Annotated in this window: 15 protein-coding genes; 7 read left to right on the top strand and 8 right to left on the bottom strand. The window is 68.1% G+C overall.

What is annotated here, in order from left to right; translation table 11 throughout:
• Positions 1 to 73: 73 nt before the first annotated feature.
• Together RZ1_RS31975 and RZ1_RS25870 are read left to right on the top strand one after the other, a co-directional pair.
• Positions 74 to 244, top strand: coding sequence for a DUF8730 family Cys-rich protein (locus RZ1_RS31975; protein WP_505358130.1), 171 nt, complete (start codon positions 74 to 76; stop codon positions 242 to 244).
• 67 nt (positions 245 to 311) lie between these two features.
• Positions 312 to 1,592 carry an MFS transporter gene (locus RZ1_RS25870; RefSeq protein ID WP_072815485.1) on the top strand — a complete coding sequence of 427 codons (1,281 nt, stop codon included), beginning with the start codon at positions 312 to 314 and terminating at the stop codon, positions 1,590 to 1,592.
• A 434-nt stretch (positions 1,593 to 2,026) separates the two neighbouring features.
• Here the strand turns inward: RZ1_RS25870 and RZ1_RS25865 are convergent, their stop codons facing one another.
• A complete protein-coding gene (locus RZ1_RS25865; protein ID WP_072815484.1) occupies positions 2,027 to 2,482 on the bottom strand; it encodes an ArsI/CadI family heavy metal resistance metalloenzyme in 456 nt (151 codons plus the stop codon).
• Positions 2,483 to 2,579: 97 nt separating this feature from the next.
• Here RZ1_RS25865 and RZ1_RS25860 point away from each other — a divergent pair, with 97 nt between their 5' ends.
• Complete coding sequence (locus RZ1_RS25860) at positions 2,580 to 2,939, top strand: Rv2640c family ArsR-like transcriptional regulator (protein ID WP_072815483.1); 360 nt, start codon at positions 2,580 to 2,582, stop codon at positions 2,937 to 2,939.
• A 59-nt stretch (positions 2,940 to 2,998) separates the two neighbouring features.
• On the opposite strand, the gene RZ1_RS25855 is transcribed toward RZ1_RS25860, so the two are convergent.
• The 3 genes from RZ1_RS25855 to RZ1_RS25845 all read right to left on the bottom strand — a co-directional run bounded on the left by RZ1_RS25855 (position 2,999) and on the right by RZ1_RS25845 (position 7,752).
• Positions 2,999 to 5,503 carry a DEAD/DEAH box helicase gene (locus tag RZ1_RS25855; RefSeq protein WP_072815482.1) on the bottom strand — a complete coding sequence of 835 codons (2,505 nt, stop codon included), beginning with the start codon at positions 5,501 to 5,503 and terminating at the stop codon, positions 2,999 to 3,001.
• A 68-nt stretch (positions 5,504 to 5,571) separates the two neighbouring features.
• On the bottom strand, positions 5,572 to 6,609 hold the full coding sequence (locus tag RZ1_RS25850) for an alpha/beta fold hydrolase (RefSeq protein ID WP_072815481.1): 1,038 nt from the start codon (positions 6,607 to 6,609) through the stop codon (positions 5,572 to 5,574).
• A 201-nt stretch (positions 6,610 to 6,810) separates the two neighbouring features.
• Entirely contained in the window at positions 6,811 to 7,752 is a 942-nt protein-coding gene (locus tag RZ1_RS25845) for a proteasome assembly chaperone family protein (RefSeq protein ID WP_072815480.1), read from the bottom strand.
• A gap of 138 nt (positions 7,753 to 7,890) precedes the next feature.
• On the opposite strand from RZ1_RS25845, the gene RZ1_RS25840 reads away from it, so the two are divergent.
• Both RZ1_RS25840 and RZ1_RS25835 read left to right on the top strand, forming a co-directional pair.
• A complete protein-coding gene (locus RZ1_RS25840; RefSeq protein WP_083583919.1) occupies positions 7,891 to 8,652 on the top strand; it encodes a hypothetical protein in 762 nt (253 codons plus the stop codon).
• A gap of 175 nt (positions 8,653 to 8,827) precedes the next feature.
• On the top strand, positions 8,828 to 9,964 hold the full coding sequence (locus tag RZ1_RS25835; protein ID WP_072815479.1) for a DUF4192 domain-containing protein: 1,137 nt from the start codon (positions 8,828 to 8,830) through the stop codon (positions 9,962 to 9,964).
• A gap of 1 nt (position 9,965) precedes the next feature.
• Here the strand turns inward: RZ1_RS25835 and galE are convergent, their stop codons facing one another.
• Both galE and RZ1_RS25825 read right to left on the bottom strand, forming a co-directional pair.
• Complete coding sequence (gene galE / locus RZ1_RS25830) at positions 9,966 to 10,961, bottom strand: UDP-glucose 4-epimerase GalE (RefSeq protein ID WP_072815478.1); 996 nt, start codon at positions 10,959 to 10,961, stop codon at positions 9,966 to 9,968.
• 51 nt (positions 10,962 to 11,012) lie between these two features.
• Positions 11,013 to 11,699 carry an iron-dependent transcriptional repressor DtxR gene (locus RZ1_RS25825; protein ID WP_072815477.1) on the bottom strand — a complete coding sequence of 229 codons (687 nt, stop codon included), beginning with the start codon at positions 11,697 to 11,699 and terminating at the stop codon, positions 11,013 to 11,015.
• 127 nt (positions 11,700 to 11,826) lie between these two features.
• Here RZ1_RS25825 and RZ1_RS25820 point away from each other — a divergent pair, with 127 nt between their 5' ends.
• Together RZ1_RS25820 and RZ1_RS25815 are read left to right on the top strand one after the other, a co-directional pair.
• The gene (locus RZ1_RS25820; RefSeq protein WP_072815476.1) at positions 11,827 to 13,101 is read left to right on the top strand and encodes an acetoin utilization protein AcuC; all 1,275 of its coding nucleotides are present in this window, start codon (positions 11,827 to 11,829) and stop codon (positions 13,099 to 13,101) included.
• Entirely contained in the window at positions 13,094 to 15,841 is a 2,748-nt protein-coding gene (locus RZ1_RS25815) for a bifunctional acetate--CoA ligase family protein/GNAT family N-acetyltransferase (RefSeq protein ID WP_372481613.1), read from the top strand. Before RZ1_RS25820 ends, RZ1_RS25815 begins: the two co-directional genes overlap by 8 nt.
• Before the next feature lie 108 nt (positions 15,842 to 15,949).
• On the opposite strand, the gene RZ1_RS25810 is transcribed toward RZ1_RS25815, so the two are convergent.
• The gene (locus RZ1_RS25810) at positions 15,950 to 16,912 is read right to left on the bottom strand and encodes a sigma-70 family RNA polymerase sigma factor (RefSeq protein ID WP_072815475.1); all 963 of its coding nucleotides are present in this window, start codon (positions 16,910 to 16,912) and stop codon (positions 15,950 to 15,952) included.
• Between the two features lie 193 nt (positions 16,913 to 17,105).
• Complete coding sequence (locus RZ1_RS25805; RefSeq protein WP_072815489.1) at positions 17,106 to 18,584, bottom strand: DUF7782 domain-containing protein; 1,479 nt, start codon at positions 18,582 to 18,584, stop codon at positions 17,106 to 17,108.
• Positions 18,585 to 18,592: the final 8 nt, after the last annotated feature.

Raw genomic sequence — 18,592 nt, 5'->3', positions numbered from 1 at the left:
GTCCCTGCCTGATCGTTTCCGGCCGCTCGGCCGGGGTTGTCGGTGACTGTTCTTTCGATCCCAGGAGGATTCCATGTGTTATCCCGTCACCTGTTCGCGTTGCGGCAAGACCGGTTGGGGAGGTTGTGGACAGCACGTCGATGCGGTGATGCGTTCGGTGCCCGCCGCCGACCGCTGTACCTGCGGTCAGGATGCGCCGGCCCGAGGTGAGCGTCGGACCTTGCGTTCACTCTTCCGTCGCTGAACGAGGTTTCGACCGTGAAGATGATGCGTGAGCCGAAGCCGGTCGATCCCGACCGGCAGGTCGAGGCATGAGAACCCGCGCCGCGGACCGCCCCCCGGTATTGGGGCTGCGGGCAAATTCCGCTCAGTTCGCCCTGCTGGTGGCCGTCAACGCCCTGGTCGGGGGCATGGTCGGTCAGCAGCAGACCGTGCTTCCGTTGCTGGCCGAGGACGAATTCGGGCTGACCGGCTACACGTTCATCTTCACGTACGTGGCCGCCTTCGGGATCACCAAGGCGATCGCCAACTACTTCGCCGGAACATTCTCCGACCGCTACGGACGTAAACCCGTCTTGCTGGTGGGGTGGCTGTTCGCCCTGCCGGTGCCGTTGATGCTCATCTTCGCCACGAGTTGGTGGTGGGTGGTTGCCGCGAACGTGCTGTTGGGCATCAACCAGGGCCTGACCTGGTCCACCACCGTGGTGATGAAGATCGACCTGGTCGGCCCGGCCCGGCGTGGTCTGGCCATGGGTCTCAACGAGGCCGCCGGCTACGGCGCGGTGGCCGCCACTTCGCTGCTGGCCGGCTACCTCGCCGAGCACTACGGACTGCGCCCGGCCCCGTTCCTGCTGGGACTGGCCTATACCGCTCTGGCGCTGCTGCTGTCCGGGGTCTTCGTCAGGGAGACCCGTGGCCATGCGCTGCTCGACGCCGGTCAGCACGTGGCCCGCGCCGACGGACTCCACGACCACCTCCATGCCGACCTGACCGACCGGCAGATCCTGGTACAGACCAGCATCAAGGAGCCGGCCCTGTCGTCGGCCAGCCAGGCGGGGCTGGTCAACAACCTCAACTTCGGGCTCTCCTGGGGCTTGTTCCCCCTGCTGTTCGCCACCGCCGGGCTCACTGTGGGCCAGATCGGGCTGCTCTTCGCGCTCTATCCCGGGGTGTGGGGGGTGGGACAGCTGATCACCGGGGCCTTGTCGGACCGGATCGGACGCAAGCACCTGATCACCACCGGCATGGCCACCCAGGCCGCGGCCCTGGCGGTCATCGCGCTGGGGGACGGGTTCGCCGGCTGGGCCGCTGGCACCGTGCTGTTGGGAGCGGGTACCGCGATGGTCTACCCCACCTTGCTGGCAGTGGTCGGCGACGTCGCTCACCCGGCCTGGCGCGGTCGAGCCGTGGGCGTCTACCGCGTCTGGCGCGATCTGGGCTACGCGGTCGGGGCCGTTCTCGGCGGAATCGTTGCCGACTTGATGGGCCTGCACGCCGCCGTCGGCGTGGCTGCGGCCGTGAGCGCCGTCTCCGCACTCATCGTTGCGGTGCGGATGTACGAAACCCACCAGCCGGTCCGGACTCGCCTATAGGACCGGGGTGGGAACGGCGAAGTCACCGTTGCATGTCCACCCCGAGCTTCGGTGAAAGACCCGCTCGAGAAAAGCAGATCTCGGCGTGAACGACCCCTGCAGGAGGACGATGGAGGAGGGAGCGGGGAGCATCCCGCCTCGACGAAACACGAAGAGGCGAATCACGAAAGAAAGGTCGCGGCCGTGAACATGATGGGGATGATGGACCAAGCGCACACCCTGCTGCACCAGTTGATGATGTGGCTGCACCAGATGGGTGGAATGCCGATGATGCACATGCCCATGTAGCCCAAACCGGTACCGGATCGCCCCCGGATTCTGCGGAAACAGAGGGCGTCCGCCTTTCCGGCCCGGCCGGCTCGACCCGGTCGTGGCCAGGTGGGCCGCTTTGCGCTGATCGCGAGGGATTACGACGGGTGCGTCGATCTCGCGGCTCAGCAGCACGTAGTCGGAGCGGCAGCGCTACAGCACCCGCCCCCCGCGTCCTGCGGGGCGTCGAGGTGCTGCGGGCTCGACCCGAACGTTTCCGAATCGGCGAGGACGGTGTAGACCTCCCACTTCTCCCCGGCCGGACCGGTGACCCACACCTTGTCCTGGGTGGCGAAGCAACACGTGGTCCCGATCTCCTCGTCGGTGAACAGCCCTTCGCCGGTCAACCGGGCGATCTCCGCGTGGACCTTCTCCGACGAGTCGACCTCCACGCCGAGGTGGTTGATCGTGCCACCCTTGCCGGGATTCTCGAACAGGACCAGTTTCAGGGGAGGCTCCGCAATCGCGAAGTTCGCGTAGCCGGGCTCGAGTTTCGCAGGCTCGGTGCCGAAGAGCTTCGAGTAGAACGTGACCGCGTCCTGCAGGTTGTCGACGTTGAGGGCGAGTTGTGCGCGTGACATGCCAGCCTCCACCTTTGCGACTTATGTCGAAGATACTTACGGCTTCAGCGTGCCACCTTTTCGACATAAGTCAAGATTGTTCGATAGGGTTGTTGCCATGCCCAAAGCGCTCCCGGTGATCGACGTCACCGCACCGATCTGCTGCGCCCCGGTCTCGGCCGCGCCCATGAGCGACGATGCCGCGCTCGGGGTCGCGCTGCGGCTCAAGGCCCTCGCCGACCCGGTTCGCATCAAACTCATGTCGATCCTGCTCACGGCCGCCGACGGTGCGGTGTGCACGTGCGATCTGGCCGGCGGGGTCGACCTCGCGGAATCCACCGTCAGCCACCATCTCGGTCAACTGCGCAAGGCCGGCATGGTCGAATCCGAACGTCGGGGGATGAACGTCTACCACCGAGCTCGCACCGATGCCCTGGACGCGCTGCGCGTGGTGTTGGATCCGAACTGCTGCCGCTGATCCCACGCGGACCAGGGGACCCACCGGGAGTCCGGTGGGTCCCGGCGCGGGGGCGCCGATCAGCCCTCGACGATCTCGAACTCGTCGAACACGACTTCACCGGCAGCATCCGACTCGGCCAGATTCACCTCGCCGACCAGCGCCCAACCATGGTCGCCCGCAGGGTCCGCGAGAGTCTGACGCACCCGCCACAGTGTCGGTTCCGTCGCGACGGAGAACAGCCCCGGCCCGCGCGCGTCCGGGCCGGTGCCGATCTCGTCGTACTCGTCGAAGTACAGCTCGAGCAGATCCGCCCAATCCTCGGCCTCGAGTCCGTCGCCGAGCCCGGCCAGGTCGTCCCACCGCTGCCGTGACGCGAGTTCGACGCGCTTGAACATGGCGTTGCGGACCATGACCTTGAACGCACGGGTGTTCGCGGAGATCGGGCGCGGCGTGTCCGCGCCGAACGCGATCTGCTGGTCGTCCGCCTCGACGCCCGGGTTGGCGAGTTGTTCCCACTCGTCGAGCAGAGATGAATCGACCTGGCGGATCAGCTCACCGAGCCATTCGGTGAGATCCTCGAGGTCCTCGGTGCGCGCCGAATCCGGAACCGTCTGGCGCAGTGCCCGATACGCGTCCGCGAGATAGCGCAGCACCAGCCCCTCGGAGCGGGCCAGCCCGTAGTGGGAGACGAGTTCGGCGAATGTCATCGACTTCTCGACCATGTCCCGTACCACCGACTTCGGCGACAGCGGCGTCTCGGAGACCCACGGATGTCCCGCCCGGTAGGTCTCGAACGCCGGCTCGAGCAGCTCCACGAGCGGCTTGGGCCAGGTGACCTCCTCGAGCAGCTCCATGCGCTCGTCGTACTCGATTCCGTCCGCCTTCATCTGCGACACCGCTTCCCCCCGCGCGGCGTGCTGCTGCGCGAACAGGATCTGCCGCGGGTCGTCGAGGGTCGATTCGATCACCGACACCACGTCGAGGGCGTAGGTGGGGGATTCGATGTCCAGCAGTTCGAGGACCGCGAGCGCGAAAGGCGACAGCGGCTGGTTCAACGCGAAATCGCGCTGCAGGTCGACGGTGAGCCGCGCCCAGCGACCGTCCTCGTCGGGGGTGTCGAGGCGTTCGACGATTCCGGCCTGCAGCAGACCCCGATACAGTTCGATCGCCCGCAGGATGTGCCGGCGCTGCGCCTTGCGGGGCTCGTGGTTGTCCTCGAGCAGATGACGCATCGCGTCGAAGCAATTGCCGGGACGAGCAATGACGTTGAGCAGCATCGAGTTGGTGACGTGGAACCGCGAGACCATCGGCTCGGGCGGCGCGGCCACGATCTTCTCGAACGTCGCCTCGCCCCAGGACACGAAACCCTCGGGTGCCTTCTTGCGCTGCACCTTCCGCTTCTTCTTGGGATCGTCGCCCGCCTTGGCGAGTGCCCGATGGTTCTCGATCTCGTGTTCGGGTGCCTGCACGACGACGGTCCCCATCGTGTCGAACCCGGCGCGCCCGGCACGTCCGGCGATCTGATGGAACTCGCGGGCCTTGAGCTGACGCATGCGGGTGCCGTCGAATTTCGTCAGACCCGTCAGTAGCACCGTGCGGATCGGGACGTTGATCCCGACACCGAGCGTGTCGGTCCCGCAGATCACCTTGAGCAGTCCGTCCTGGGCTAGACGCTCGACGAGCCGACGGTACTTCGGCAGCATCCCGGCGTGATGCACGCCGATGCCGTGCCGCACCAGCCGTGACAACGTCTTGCCGAAGCCCGTCGAGAAGCGGAACGCGCCGATCGCCTCGGCGATCGCCTCCTTCTCCGCCTTGCTGCACATGTTCACGCTCGTGAGTGCCTGCGCACGTTCGAGTGCCGCGGCCTGCGTGAAATGCACGACGTAGACCGGAGCCTGATGCGTGGTGACCAGTTCCTCGATGGCCTCGCCGATCGGCGCGAGCGAATACGAGTAGGTGAGCGGCACCGGCCGTTCGGCGCCGGACACCTCCGTGGTGGGCCGGCCGGTGCGGCGCGTCAGATCCGCCTGGAACCGGCTGACATCTCCGAGGGTCGCCGACATCAGCAGGAACTGGGCGCGCGGAAGCTCGATCAACGGAACCTGCCACGCCCAGCCGCGGTCCGGTTCGGAGTAGAAATGGAACTCGTCCATGATCACCTGGCCGATGTCCGAGTTCGCACCCTCCCGCAGCGCGAGGTTCGCGACGATCTCCGCGGTCGCGCAGATGATGGGCGCACCGGAATTCACCGAGGCGTCACCGGTCATCATCCCGACCAGGTCGGCGCCGAACACCTCGCACAGCGCGAAGAACTTCTCGCTGACCAGCGCCTTGATGGGTGCGGTGTAGAACGTGCGTTTGCCGGTGGCGAGCGCGAAGAAGTGCGCGCCGAGCGCCACCATCGACTTTCCCGAACCCGTCGGCGTCGCCAGGATGACGTTCGAGCCGGCGACGAGCTCCATCAGCGCTTCCTCTTGCGCCGGATAGAGCGTCAGTCCCCGGTCCGTCGTCCAGGAGGTGAAGGCGTCGAACAGCGAGTCCTCGTCGACGGGGTCGGGGATCAGATCCGGCAGCAGCACCGTTACAGGCTAGTCGGCGCAGGAACGGGTACGAGTCACGGTCTGTGTCGACGTGGCGCCGAGCGGGGTCAGGTGGCGCTGCGCTCGTCGGCGCCCATCGCGTCGAGGACCGCCATGCGGGTCTCGGGCCCACCGCTGATCTGGCTTTCGCTCACCCCGGACATCAGCAGCTGCCGCCAGCGGTCCGCGTCGAATTCGAGCGGCGGTGTGGAGGTGAGGAATTCCTCGACGACCCGCAGGAACCGGATCGGATCGTCGCGGAACGGAAAGTGCCCGGCGCCTCGGAAGACCTCCAGCCGGGAACCCGGCATCGCCGAATGTGCGAGATAGCCGTGGCCGACCGGGATCACCGTGTCGTGATCTCCCCAGATCAGCTGCACAGGAAGATTCTGGGTGAGGTAACACCGGTCGAGCATGGTGACGACTTGCCCGCGCCGGTCCACCACCGCGCGGAGGGTGCGCAGGAACGCCTCGGACGCGGTGGGGTCGGGCAGTTCGCTGAGCACGCGGACCAGATCCGTGGTGTCGTGGAGCAGCGCGCCCGGCTGTAGGGCGGTGCCGTGCAGCCGGCTCAACACGGTGCTCATGATCCTGATTGCGGGCATGGCACCGGGCAGCCGCAGCAGCTTGAGCGTCTCGCTGAACACCGGCATCGAAATCACGCGTAGTGCCGGATGTACGTCTTTGGTGACGCCACCGGCGGAGACGAGAATGAGGCGATCGACCATGTGCGGGAATTGATAGGCGAACTGCATCGCGACGCCGCCCCCGAGAGAGTGCCCGATCACGGTGACCTTGTCGATGCCGAGGACGGACAGCAGGTCACGCATGCCGTTCGCGTACGCGGCAACCGAGTAGTCGGCGCGCGGCTTGTCGGATCGGCCGTGGCCGAGCAGATCGGGGGCGATCACGGTGTAGTTCTGCGCGAGATGGGGAATGACGTCCTGCCACGTCGACGAGTTGTCGCCGATGCCGTGGATCAGCAGCAGCGCCGGCCCGCTACCGGCGAGCCGGAAGGCACGGCGGTATCCGTGGATCGTGCGGAAGACCATGCGCGATTCCGAGTCGGGAACCGGACGGAGCTTCCGTGTGCGCGCTGTACCCATGAACGTCTCCTGACGACGTCGTGAGGATCCGAGGTCACGAGGACCCGGAAGGCCGGCCGGTGAGGGTTCGACCGCCTGCCCACTCTTGCATGCACGCCGAGCGTACCGACTGTATGTGGGGTGCACAATGTGAAGAGTTACCGGAAAGTAACCGGACGGTAATCGCTGCTGGTCCGGGCGCTGTCGGACCGTAACCGTAGCTTACGGATTCATTCCCGGATCGTCGTCGCGACGTTCGTACTCGGCCAGGAACCGCTCGAATTCCGCGCCCAGTTCCTCCCCGGTGGGCAGACTCTCGTCGGAGGGGAGCGGGGATGCCTGCTGCTCCTGAGCCGCCACATAGCTGTCGTACTGACGTTCGAGAGCGCGGACCACCGTCTGCACTTCCTCGTTGTCGCCGATGTGCTCGTCGACCTGCTCGCGCACTCGCGCCGCGGCCTCACCGAGTGCTTCCAGCGGGAGTCGCAGATCCGAGACTTCCGCGACCTGCTCGAGCAGCGTCTCGGCCGCGGCGGGGTAGTCGGTCTGCGCGAGGTAGTGGGGAACATGCACCGAGAACCCGACCGCCTCGTGCCCGTGCTGTGCCATACGCAGCTCGAGCAGCGACGATGCGCCGGCCGGCACCTGCAGTTCGCCGGACCATCGGTGGTGATCGGCGATCAGATCCTTGTTCGTCGAATGCGCAGTGACGCCCAGCGGACGGGTGTGTGGGATCGCCATCGGAATCGCGTTGATCCCGATGGTGCGGCGCACGCCGAACTGCTCGGCCAGGAGCCGCACCGCGGTGATGAACCGCTCCCACTTCAGGTCGGGTTCCGTCCCCGCGAGCAGCAGGAACGGTGTCCCTTCGGTGTCGACGACCGCGTAGAGATTCAACTCGGGCGCGGCGTAGTCGGAGAAGTGATCGGACTTGAATGTCATCAGCGGCCGGCGCGTCCGGTAGTCGATCAACTCGTCGATCGAGAACGATGCGACCAATTCGGTCTCGAGGCTCTCCCGAAGGTGCGTCGTCGCCAGCCGCACCGCATGCCCGGCATCGGCGAACCCTTCCAGTCCGTGTACGAGCACAGGCCCCCGGCCGTCCGACGACGTCAGGCGCGGAGCGGGGAACTCCAGCTCGTACATGCGGGACTGCTCGTCCATGCAAACCACTCCGATCGTCTGAACCACCCGCGGTACCCGGAGGGGCGCGACGTGGCATGGTGGACAACGAGTCTAGTTGAACCGGTGAACGGCTCATGCCCGGGCACGGGTCCGGGTCGTCGAACGTCGGAGGTCCCAGTGGCAACGCACGATCGTCGAGAACCCCACTCGCGGGACCGGTTCCGGCGCGCGCGATCGGCGGTGGTGTCGGCGCTCCCGGCGCTCCTCCTCGTCACCGCATGCGCGACCGCCGTCCCCGGTGCGGCTGTCCCGCAGGGGTCGGCAGTGAGCGGGCTCGCCGCGACCGCGCCGGTAGTGCCACCGACGCGGCCGCTGGCGGAGCTTCTGCTGCCCGCCGAGGACTTCCCGGAGCCCTACTACGCGGCGATCGTCCTTCCGCCCCAGGCGGTCGCTCAGGCCGCCCCCGATCTGACCGGCATCCCGGTCGGTGCCAAGGTGAGCCCGGCGGGGTGCCTGCCACCCGTACAGGACTACGGGCCGGACGGTACCGCGATGGTGGTGGGCACCGACAACGACCGACGAGCCACCATCAGCGTCGAACTGGTCGCCGGCGCTGCCGCGCTCGACGACCTGCGCAGCTATCTCACCGACTGTGCCCATGTGGAAAGCAGCTACCGCGGCGCCACCGCGACCGTCACGACGGTTCCCGAACCGGCACCTCCGTCGCCGGCGTCGGGTGTCGGAGCCCTCGAACTGTCCCGCACGGTGCGATCCGGGCGGGGCACCGACGCGATCACCCAGTCGATGCGGACCCGCGTCGCCCAGATCGGTGATCTCCGGCTGCTCGTCACCTACATGTCGTTCGGGGACGGTGAGCCCGACCTCGACAACCTCGGGCTCGTCTACGATTCGGCGCTCGCGCGGATCCTCGCGGGGTGACCCGGGCGCCGGCGGTGCGGCCCGTTGCCAGTCGGGTCCGACAATCCCGGCGCTGTGAGTCTGTGGGAACCCCTGTGCGGTAGACGTTGTCCACAGGCGTCCGGTCCATCCCCAGATTCGGCGAACCCGCTCGTCGCCCCTCTCGCGCGTCGTTCGGATCGGGGAAGGTCGGGGCATGACCACATTCGCTTCGTCCTCTCGACCGCTGCGGCTGACCGAACCCGGCGAACTGATCGCCGCGGTCCCCGCACTGCTCGGCTTCACACCGATCCGCTCGCTGATCGTGGTGAGCCTGAGTCCGTCCCTCGATTCCCCGGGCACCGCCACCGTCGGCGCCGTGATGCGGCACGATCTGCTGTTGCCGGACGGTGACGACCCGGTTCCCGACGTGATGGGTGCGGCATTCGCTCGATTCGGTGCGGTGTGCGCGCGTGACGGCGCCGACGCGGTCCTCGTCGTCCTCGTCGACCCTCGCCTCGACCGGCCGGACAGCCCGGCGGTGCCCACTGCCCGCCGGCTCGTCGACGACTTGGCCGAAGAACTGGCCCACCACGGTGTCGACGTGGCCGGGGTGCACGCGGCGTCGGAGATCGACACCGGCAGAGATTGGTTCACGCTGTGCGGCGACGCCGGATGCGACGACGGGAGTCGCGGAACGGTACCGGACCCGAGCGCCTCGCCGGTCGCCGCCGCCCGCGTCTACGAGGGCGGCCTCATCCGGCGATCACGCACCGAACTCGCGGAGGTGCTCGAGCCGCTGTCGCTGCCGGTGCGAAGTCGCGTCGCCGGATATATCGACGATGCCGTCGACTCCCGCGACCTCGCCTACGAATTCGCGGTCCGGTCCGGTGGCCGCGACCACGCCGACCGCCTGGAACTCGAAACGGTCCTCGATCGAATCGCCGACCACGACAGCGGAATGGAGTTGCTCGCTCCGGAAATGGCAGAGCTCGCTGTGCTGCTGTCGAATCCGACGGTCCGCGATGCGTTGCTGGGACTCGCGGCCGGACCGTACGCGGATGCGGCCGAGGGCTTGTGGATCACGCTGACGCGGTCCCTGCCCGACCCCGAGCGCGCCGAAGCGGCCGCGCTCGTCGGATTCGGGGCATACGTCCGCGGTGACGGGCCGTTCGCCGGGGTCGCGCTCGGTGTGGCTCTCGAGTCGAATCCGCGACACCGGCTCGCGGATCTGCTCGACCAGGCGTTGCAGGCGGGTCTGCGCCCGGACACCGTGCGGGGGCTCGCCGACACGGGATACGAGATCGCGGCCCGGCTCGGTGTTCCGCTGCCGCCACCGGATTCCGCCGGGTGAATCAGCGCCGCGCGGTGTGCGAGCGGTCGCCGAGCCCGCGGAGGTAATCCCATGCGTCCGAGACGATCTCGTCGAGATCGGTGTGCTGGGGCCGCCACCCGAGTTCGTCGATCGCGCGTCGGCTCGACGCGATGAGCACGGCCGGGTCGCCGGCCCGGCGCGGTGCATCCACGGCGGGGATCGGCAGACCGGTGACGCGTTCGCAGGCCGAGATCACCTCGCGGACGGTGAATCCTTCACCGCTGCCGAGGTTGTAGATCCTGTGCTCGCCCGGCCGCGCCGAGGTCAGAGCGAGCAGATGCGCGTCGGCGAGGTCCTTGACATGGATGTAGTCGCGGACCGCGGTGCCGTCCTTGGTGGGCCAGTCGGTACCGAACACGGAGATGTGGTCGCGTTGCTTCAGTGCCACCTGGAGCACGAGCGGAATGAGATGTGTTTCGACGACGCGGTTTTCGCCTGCGCCGTGGTACGCGCCGGCCACGTTGAAGTATCGCAGGCTCATCGCGGCCAGTCCGTGTGCCCGCGAGTACGACGAAATAGCGTGGTCGATGGCGAGTTTCGAGGCGCCGTACGGATTGGTAGGCCGGGTCGGCGCATCTTCGATGATCGGAACCCGGTCGGGCTCGCCGTAAGTCGCGGCAGTCGACGAGAACACCAGGCGCGGTGTTCCCGAGGTCCGGATGGCCTCGAGTAGCGCGAGTGTCGTGACGACGTTGCCCTGCCAGTACTTCTCGGGCACCTCGACGGATTCACCGACCAGCGACTGCGCACCGAAGTGCAGTACTCCGTCGAAACGCGGAGCGCCCGCGCCGCTGCCGAGGACCTCGGCGGCGATCCTTCCGATGTCACCCTCGACGAACTCGGCGCCTGCGGGTACCGCGTCGGCGTTGCCGGTCGACAGATCGTCGACGATCACCACCTCGTGGCCCTGTTCGAGCAGGACGGTGCTGCACACGCTACCCACGTATCCGGCACCGCCGGTCACCAGAAGCTTCACGATCGTCGACCCCTCTTCGCCGGCCCGGCACCGCCGGCGAAGAGGCCTCGATCAGACCTGCTTCACCTGAACGGCGTGAGCCATTTCATCGGAAAGTTCGAAGCCGTCGTGGCCGGCCACGGTGATGATCACCGACCCGGGCTTCGTCTCGACTGTAACGCGCGCGTCCGGAACGACTCCCGCCTCCCGCAGGCGCGCGATCACATCGGGGTCGGACTGCACGTACTCGGCCAGCCGGCGCACGACCACCGCGGTCGGCTTGCCGCTCGGGATCTCGGTCAGCCGCACCAGCTTCTCGTCCGCCGCCGCGGGGCGGCTCAACCCGAGCTGGGCCAGCCCCGGGATCGGGTTGCCGTACGGGGAGGTCGTCGGATTGTTGAGCACCTCCACCAGACGGCGCTCGACCTCCTCGCTCATGACGTGTTCCCAGCGGCACGCCTCGGCGTGCACGTTCTCCCAGTCGAGTCCGATCACGTCGACGAGGAGCCGCTCGGCCAGCCGGTGCTTGCGCATCACCGACACCGCAAGATCACGGCCCTTCTCGGTCAACTGCAGATGCCGATCGCCGGCGACACGCAGGAGACCGTCGCGCTCCATCCGCGCAACGGTCTGGCTGACGGTCGGCCCGCTCTGCTCGAGGCGTTCGGCGATGCGCGCCCGCAGGGGCACGACGCCTTCCTCCTCCAGGTCGTAGATCGTCCGGAGATACATCTCCGTGGTATCGACCAGGTCCTTCACTCTCACACCCCTTCGTCTGCGGCCGATTCTAGCCGGACGAAACGTACGGTGGGGGCACGCGTGGTGCTCGCGCCGACGCGCGTGCGGTGCTCGCATCGGCAAGGGCCGCGCAGTAGCGTCTGCAGGCATGACGACCACATCAACCGCGACCGGCGGTTCGGCACATCTGAGCGGCGATCGCGTTGTGGTGTGGAGTCCGGACTATCTCGGCTATCGCTGGGGGCCGACCCATCCGATGAACCCGACACGGCTCGATCTGACGATGGCGCTGTCACGGAACATCGGGTTGCTCGACGGCGTCGAAACCGTCCGTCCCACCGCCGCAACCGATGACGACCTGCTGCGGATCCACACCCCGGGGTACGTCGACGCGGTCAAGCGGGCCGGTGCGCAGCAACCCGATTCGGGAGAGCCCGCACCCGATGCCGCCCACGGGCTCGGAACCGAGGACAACCCGATCTTTCCGCACATGCACGAGGCCGGTGCGATCCTCGCGGGCGGCACCCTGGCCGCCGCGCGGGAGATCGCCGCCGGACGCGCCCGGCGTGCGGTGAGCATCGGAGGTGGCATGCATCACGCCATGGCCGATTGGGCCGCCGGGTTCTGCGTGTACAACGATGCGGCAATCGCGATTTCGTGGCTGCTCGATCACGGTTACGACCGAATCGCCTACATCGACGTCGATGCTCACCACGGTGACGGCGTCCAACATGCCTTTCTCGGCGACCCCAGAGTCCTGACCGTGTCCATCCACCAGCATCCGGCCACGCTGTGGCCGAACACCGGATGGTCCAGCGAAATCGGTTCCGGCGCCGCTGAGGGCACGGCCATCAACATCCCGGTACTGCCCGGAACCGTGGATTCGCTTTGGCTGCGCGCATTCCACGCCGTCGTTCCCGGTGCGATCGCCGCGTTCCGGCCGCAGATCCTGATCAGCCAGTGCGGCGCGGACAGTCACCGCGAGGATCCCCTCGCCGACCTGTCGTTGACCGTCGACGGTCAACGCGCGTCCTACCTGGCGATGCGCGACCTCGCCGACCGGTATTGCGAGGGCCGTTGGCTCGCCGTCGGCGGCGGCGGCTACGGGCTCGTGCGTGTCGTGCCGCGCGCCTGGACCCATCTGATCGCCGCGGCACTCGACCGTGAGGTCGATCCGGCCACCGTCGTTCCCGAGGAGTGGCGCGAGCGCGTGGCGACGATGGCGCCCGGGGTGGATCTGCCGACCACGATGGGAGAGGGCGGCGACGTGTCCTATCTGAAATGGGACGGGCCCGGTGGCACCCCGGAGACCGGCATCGCATCCCTGGACCGAGCACTGACCCGAATCGACTCGACGATCATCGCCACACGACGCGCCAGCTTCCCCCTGCTCGGCCTGGATCCGGAGGACCCTCGTGACTGATCCCGACGGCACACCCGCAACCTCCACTTCGGACGCGGCGAAGGCCGCGGCAGAAGCAGAGAAGAAGGCCGCCCAGGAGCGCGCGATCGAGGTCGCGCGCAACTTCCCGCGCCACTGGGTCGCCGATGTCCTGGCCTCCGACGGCGGTGCCGTGAACCTGCGGCCGATCGTCCCGGAGGACGCCGATCGGCTCCTGGAATTCCACGGCAAACTCTCCGATCGCACCCGGTACCTGCGCTACTTCGGGCCCTACCCGACGATCTCGAAGAAGGATCTGTTCAACTTCACGGTCGTCGACCACCACAAACGGGTCGCATTCGTCGCGGTGCTCGGCGACGAGATCATCGCCGTCGGCCGGTACGAAGGACTACCCGGTGAGGGGGACGGAAAATCCGCCGAGGTCGCCTTCACGGTCGCGGACGCGCACCAGGGGCGCGGCCTCGGGCCGATCCTGCTCGAACATCTCGCCGGCGCGGCCGCCGAGAACGGTCTGCACCGGTTCGTCGCGGAAGTCCTCGCCGAGAACCGCAACATGATCACCGTCTTCCGGGAGGCCGGATACCAGGTCAGCCGCAGCTTCGACGGCGGTGTGGTGCGCCTCGAATTCGCCATCGACCCGACCGAGGCGCTGGTCTCGGTGCGCAACGCCCGCGAGCGTGCCGCCGAAGCCCGCAGTGTCCGCAACCTGCTCAGCCCCGGCAGTGCCGCGGTCATCGGTGCCTCCACCGACACCCGCAAGGTCGGTAACGCGGTGCTGGTGAACATGTTGCGCAGCGGATTCAGCGGACCCGTCTACCCGGTCAACGCCGAACACCACTCGGTGCGCGGCGTGCGCGCCTATCCGACGGTGCGCGACATTCCCGACGAGGTGGACCTCGCCATCGCCGCGGTGCCCGCCGACTCCATCGACGCCGTGCTCGACGACTGCCTCGCCAAGGGCGTCAAGGCGCTGCTCGTCGTGTCGTCCGGGTTCGGCGAGACCGGTCCGGAGGGCCGCGATTCCGAACGCCGCCTCGCGCACGCCGCGCGGGCCCACGGCATGCGGCTGATCGGACCGAACGCCCTCGGGGTCGCGAACAACGACCCCGCCGTGCGGCTCAACGCGACCCTTGCCCCGGTGCTGCCGGCGGCGGGCAACGTCGGGTTCTTCTGCCAGTCCGGCGCGCTCGGCATCGCGATTCTCGACGAGGCAGCCAAGACCGGTGTCGGTCTGTCGTCGTTCGTCTCCGCAGGCAACCGCGCCGACCTGTCCGGCAACGACCTGCTGCAGTACTGGGACAGCGATCCCGCCACCGAAGTCGTGCTGTTGTATCTGGAGAGCTTCGGCAACCCACGCAAGTTCTCGCGCATCGCCCGCCGGGTCGCCCGCAACAAGCCGATCGTCGCGGTCAAGAGCGGTCGTCATGCAGTGCCGCCTGCACTGGCCGCGCACACCGGGGAGATGGACGACACGATCGTCAAGGACCTGTTCGAACAGGCCGGCGTCGTGCAGGTCGACTCGATCGCGCAACTGTTCGACACGGCACTGCTGTTCGGCTACCAGCCCCTTCCCCCAGGCCCCCGGGTCGCGGTCGTCGGAAACTCGACCGCCCTCGGGTTGCTGGCTGTCGACGCCGCCCGCAGTGAGGGGCTGAAACCGGGCGCTGCTATCGACCTGGGGGCCCAGGCCACCCCGAAGGAGTTCGCCGACGCCGTCGCCCGGGCCGTGCACGCCACCGACGTCGACGCGGTGATCGCGGTGTTCGTTCCGCCCGTCGCGGTGACGGTCGAACCGTACGCGCAGGCCCTGCGTGACGTCGTCGCCGGATCCGGCAAACCCGTGGTCAGCACGTTTCTCGCCACCGAAGGCATTCCGGACGTGCTCGCCGTCCGAGACGACCAAGGCAACCCGATCCGCGGTTCGGTGCCGTCCTATCCGGGACCGGAACGCGCGGTCCGGGCCCTGGCGAGGGCGTGGCGGTATGCGAAATGGCGCAGCCGTCCGACCTCCCAGGTGGTCCGTCCTAGCGGCATCGAACCGGATCGGGCCCGCACACTCGTCGACGGGTGGCTCACAAATTCCCCCGACGGCCGATGGTTGTCCGACTCGGAGGCCGCGCTGCTGCTGTCCTGTTACGGCGTGCACGTCGCCGACTTCCGAACCGTGACCACCGCCGACGAAGCCGTCGCGGCGGCGGAGGACATCGGATTCCCGGTCGCGGTGAAGGCCACAGGGGCGCAGTGGCGGCACCGGCCGGACCTGAGCGGTGTGCGCCTCGACCTGCTCGACGCCGAAGCAGTGCGTGTCGCCTACCGTGATCTGTCGTCGGCTTCCGGTGAGCCGCTCATGCACGTGCAGAAGATGGCCACCAAGGGCATCGGCTGCGTGGTGCGTGTTCAGGACGACCCGTCGTTCGGTTCACTGATCTCCTTCGGGCTCGCCGGAGTCATCTCCGATCTGCTCGGCGACCGCGCCTACCGGGTACTGCCGCTCACCGAGGACGAGGCCGCCGAACTCATCGACGCCCCGAAAGCCGCCCCACTGCTGTCGGGATACCGCAACGCCGCTCCCGTCAGCAAGGCCGCGCTCATCGACTTCGTCCAGCGCATCTCGGCGCTTGCCGACGACCTGCCCGAGGTGCGGGAGATCGCGTGCGAACCGGTCCTCGCGTCGGCGACCGGCGCCGAGCTGACCGACGCGCACCTGCGGATCGGCCCCGAACCGCACCCGCTGGATCTGGGCCCTCGCCGACTGCGCTGACTCCCCACCCTCCCGCTCCCACGGGTGATGGGCGGGGACGTCCCCGAACACCACGATCCCCGAGAACCCAGCCCGGTTCTCGGGGATCGACGGCGCTGACTTGCCCGGTCAGCTGGCGTAGGCGCGGAGGCGTTCTGCACGATCGCCCTCGCGGAGTTTGCCCATCACTTCACGTTCGATCTGCCGCACCCGCTCACGGGACAGGCCGAACAGCTTGCCGATCTGGTCGAGGGTGCGCGGCTGCCCGTCGTCGAGGCCGTACCGCAGCCGGATGACCTGCTGCTCGCGCTCGTCGAGGGTGGCCAGCACACTGCGGACGTCGCTGTGCAGCAGGCCCGCGATCACGGCGTTCTCGGCGGACGTTGCCTCGGCATCCTCGATGAAGTCGCCGAGGGGCGCTTCCTCGTCGTTGCCGACCGGCATGTCGAGGGACACCGGATCGCGGCTGTGGTGGAGAAGATCGGCGATCTTCTCCACGGCGATGCCCGACTCGGCCGACAGCTCCTCGTCGGTGGCTTCCCGGCCGAGCTGCTGGTGCAGCTCCCGCTTGATCCGTGCAAGCTTGTTGACCTGTTCGACGAGGTGGACGGGCAGCCGAATCGTGCGGGACTGATCGGCCATGCCGCGGGTGATTGCCTGTCGGATCCACCAGGTCGCGTACGTCGAGAACTTGAAGCCCTTGGCGTAGTCGAACTTCTCCATGGCGCGGATCAGACCGAGGTTGCCTTCCTGGATCAGGTCCAGCAGCGGCATGCCGCGTCCGGTGTAGCGCTTCGCGAGCGACACGACCAGACGCAGGTTCGCCTCGAGCAGGTGGCTGCGGGCGGCCTTGCCGTCGCGCACCAGCATCGCCAGGCTCTGCTTCTTGGCGGGACCCAGCCGCTTCTTCGTCTCCAGCAGATGCTGCGCGTACAGGCCGGCCTCGATCCGCTTGGCCAGTTCCACCTCGTCCGCCGCTGTCAGCAGGGCCGTGCGGCCGATGCCGTTCAGGTAAACGCGAACCAGATCCGCAGCCGGGCTCTGGGAATCGAGGTCGGAATCGACTCGAGCGTAGGTGTCGGGGCGTGCCATGACGTGCCTCCTCATCGGTGGTGTCTCACAGCGTTCAACGCTCCGGCAGTCTCGGAAGTTCCCGCGGTTCCCGAGCGCCGCTACCGTTGACCTGCACCGATGGGGAGCTCGTCCTGAGAAGTTGCTGAGAAGTTCCACCGAGGGAACGAATGGGGAACCGCTACCGGAACCCCGTCCCGTCACCTCTGTGGAATCACACCGGCTCGATCAGCCCGTGCCGCACCAGCCCGTGGACGAGCGGGATCGCCTGCTCGGCCAGTTCCTCCTCGTCCTCCCCGTGCGCGACCGCGAGCAGCGCAAGCAGTTCCTCCAGCACCAGGCCGTCCGGACGCATGCCGGCGAGCAACGCCGCCGCGAGATCGTCGATCTCGTGCTGCCAGGCCGGCCCGTCACCACGGTGCACCCGCGCGACGACCTGCTGCCAACCGTCCGCGCCGGGCAGGTACACCCGTTCGAGCGCGGTGTCCGCGCGCACCGCGAACCGGGCCTCCAGGACATCGTGGTCACGCAGCCACGCCAGCCGCTCGAAGTAGGCGATCGCCTCGGCACCGAGCGGATCGGTGAAACCGTGCCGCAGGTCCTCGGCGAGCACGTCCGACGGACCGTCCGTGCGACGCAGGTACACGAACCCGAACCCGATACCCTCGACCCGACGGCTGTCGAAATGATCGAGCCACGCCTCCGCCCGGTCGGCGACTGCGGGATCGCGCTGATCGGCATCGCCGTCCTGGAGCCACGTGCCGACATACAGGGCCGGGTCGGCCACGTCACGCTGCACGATCCACGCGTCGACCCCGTGCGCGGGCAACCACGACGCGACGCGAGCCCGCCAATCCTCGTCCTCCACGTGCACCCAGGAGGCGAGGATCGCCGCAGTCCCGCCGAATTCGAGATGATCGACGGCCTGCGACAGCATCAGCTTGCTCGCGCCGTCGAGATCCAGACCGGAATCGCGGTAGCTGTGCTCGACGTGTCCGGCGCTCACCACGAACGGGGGATTGGCGACGATCCGATCGAAGCGGCGGCCCGCGACCGGCTCGAACCACGAACCTGCGAGCAGTTCCAGCTCGACCTCATTGAGCGCGGCGGTGGCCTCCGCCAGTGCCAGGCAACGGGGATTGATGTCGGTAGCCGTGACCGTGCCGGCGAAATCGGTGGCTCGCACCGCCTGCACACCGCACCCCGTGCCCAGATCCAGTACGGTCCGGACCGGATCGTCCGGGATGGCCCGCAGCAGCGACAGCGATGCCTGCCCGACCCCGAGCACGTGGTCGGGTCGCGTCGGGACCGGCCGGATCGCGCCGTCGAGATCGGACAGCATCCATCGGGTTCCGGTGCCGGCGTCGAGCGGACGCAGGTCCAGGCCCGCGCGCACTCCGTCGCCGTCCTTCTCGAGCAGACCCGCCGCGACCGCAGCATCGACCGCAAGGGGTGCCAGCGCCGACGCGACCTCGCCGGTCGGGCAGGTGTCGCCCAGCAGGAACAGGCGGATCAGCGTCCCGAGGTCGCCACCCCGGACGGCAGCACGACGGACCGGCACAGGCTCGCTGCGGCCGAGCGCCGCATGCGCTTCCGGTCCGAGGAGTTCGAGCATGGTGTCGGTGTCGTAGCGGCAACGGAGCAGCGCGGAGCGCAGCGGGGAACAGATCGACAGCAGTAGGTCACGGTCCACGTCCTGCA

It is taken from the genome of Rhodococcus zopfii NBRC 100606 = JCM 9919 (genome assembly GCF_001895025.1).
In the GTDB taxonomy this organism is placed as follows: Bacteria; Actinomycetota; Actinomycetes; order Mycobacteriales; family Mycobacteriaceae; genus Rhodococcus; species Rhodococcus zopfii.
This window is presented reverse-complemented; position numbering and strand designations above follow the sequence as displayed.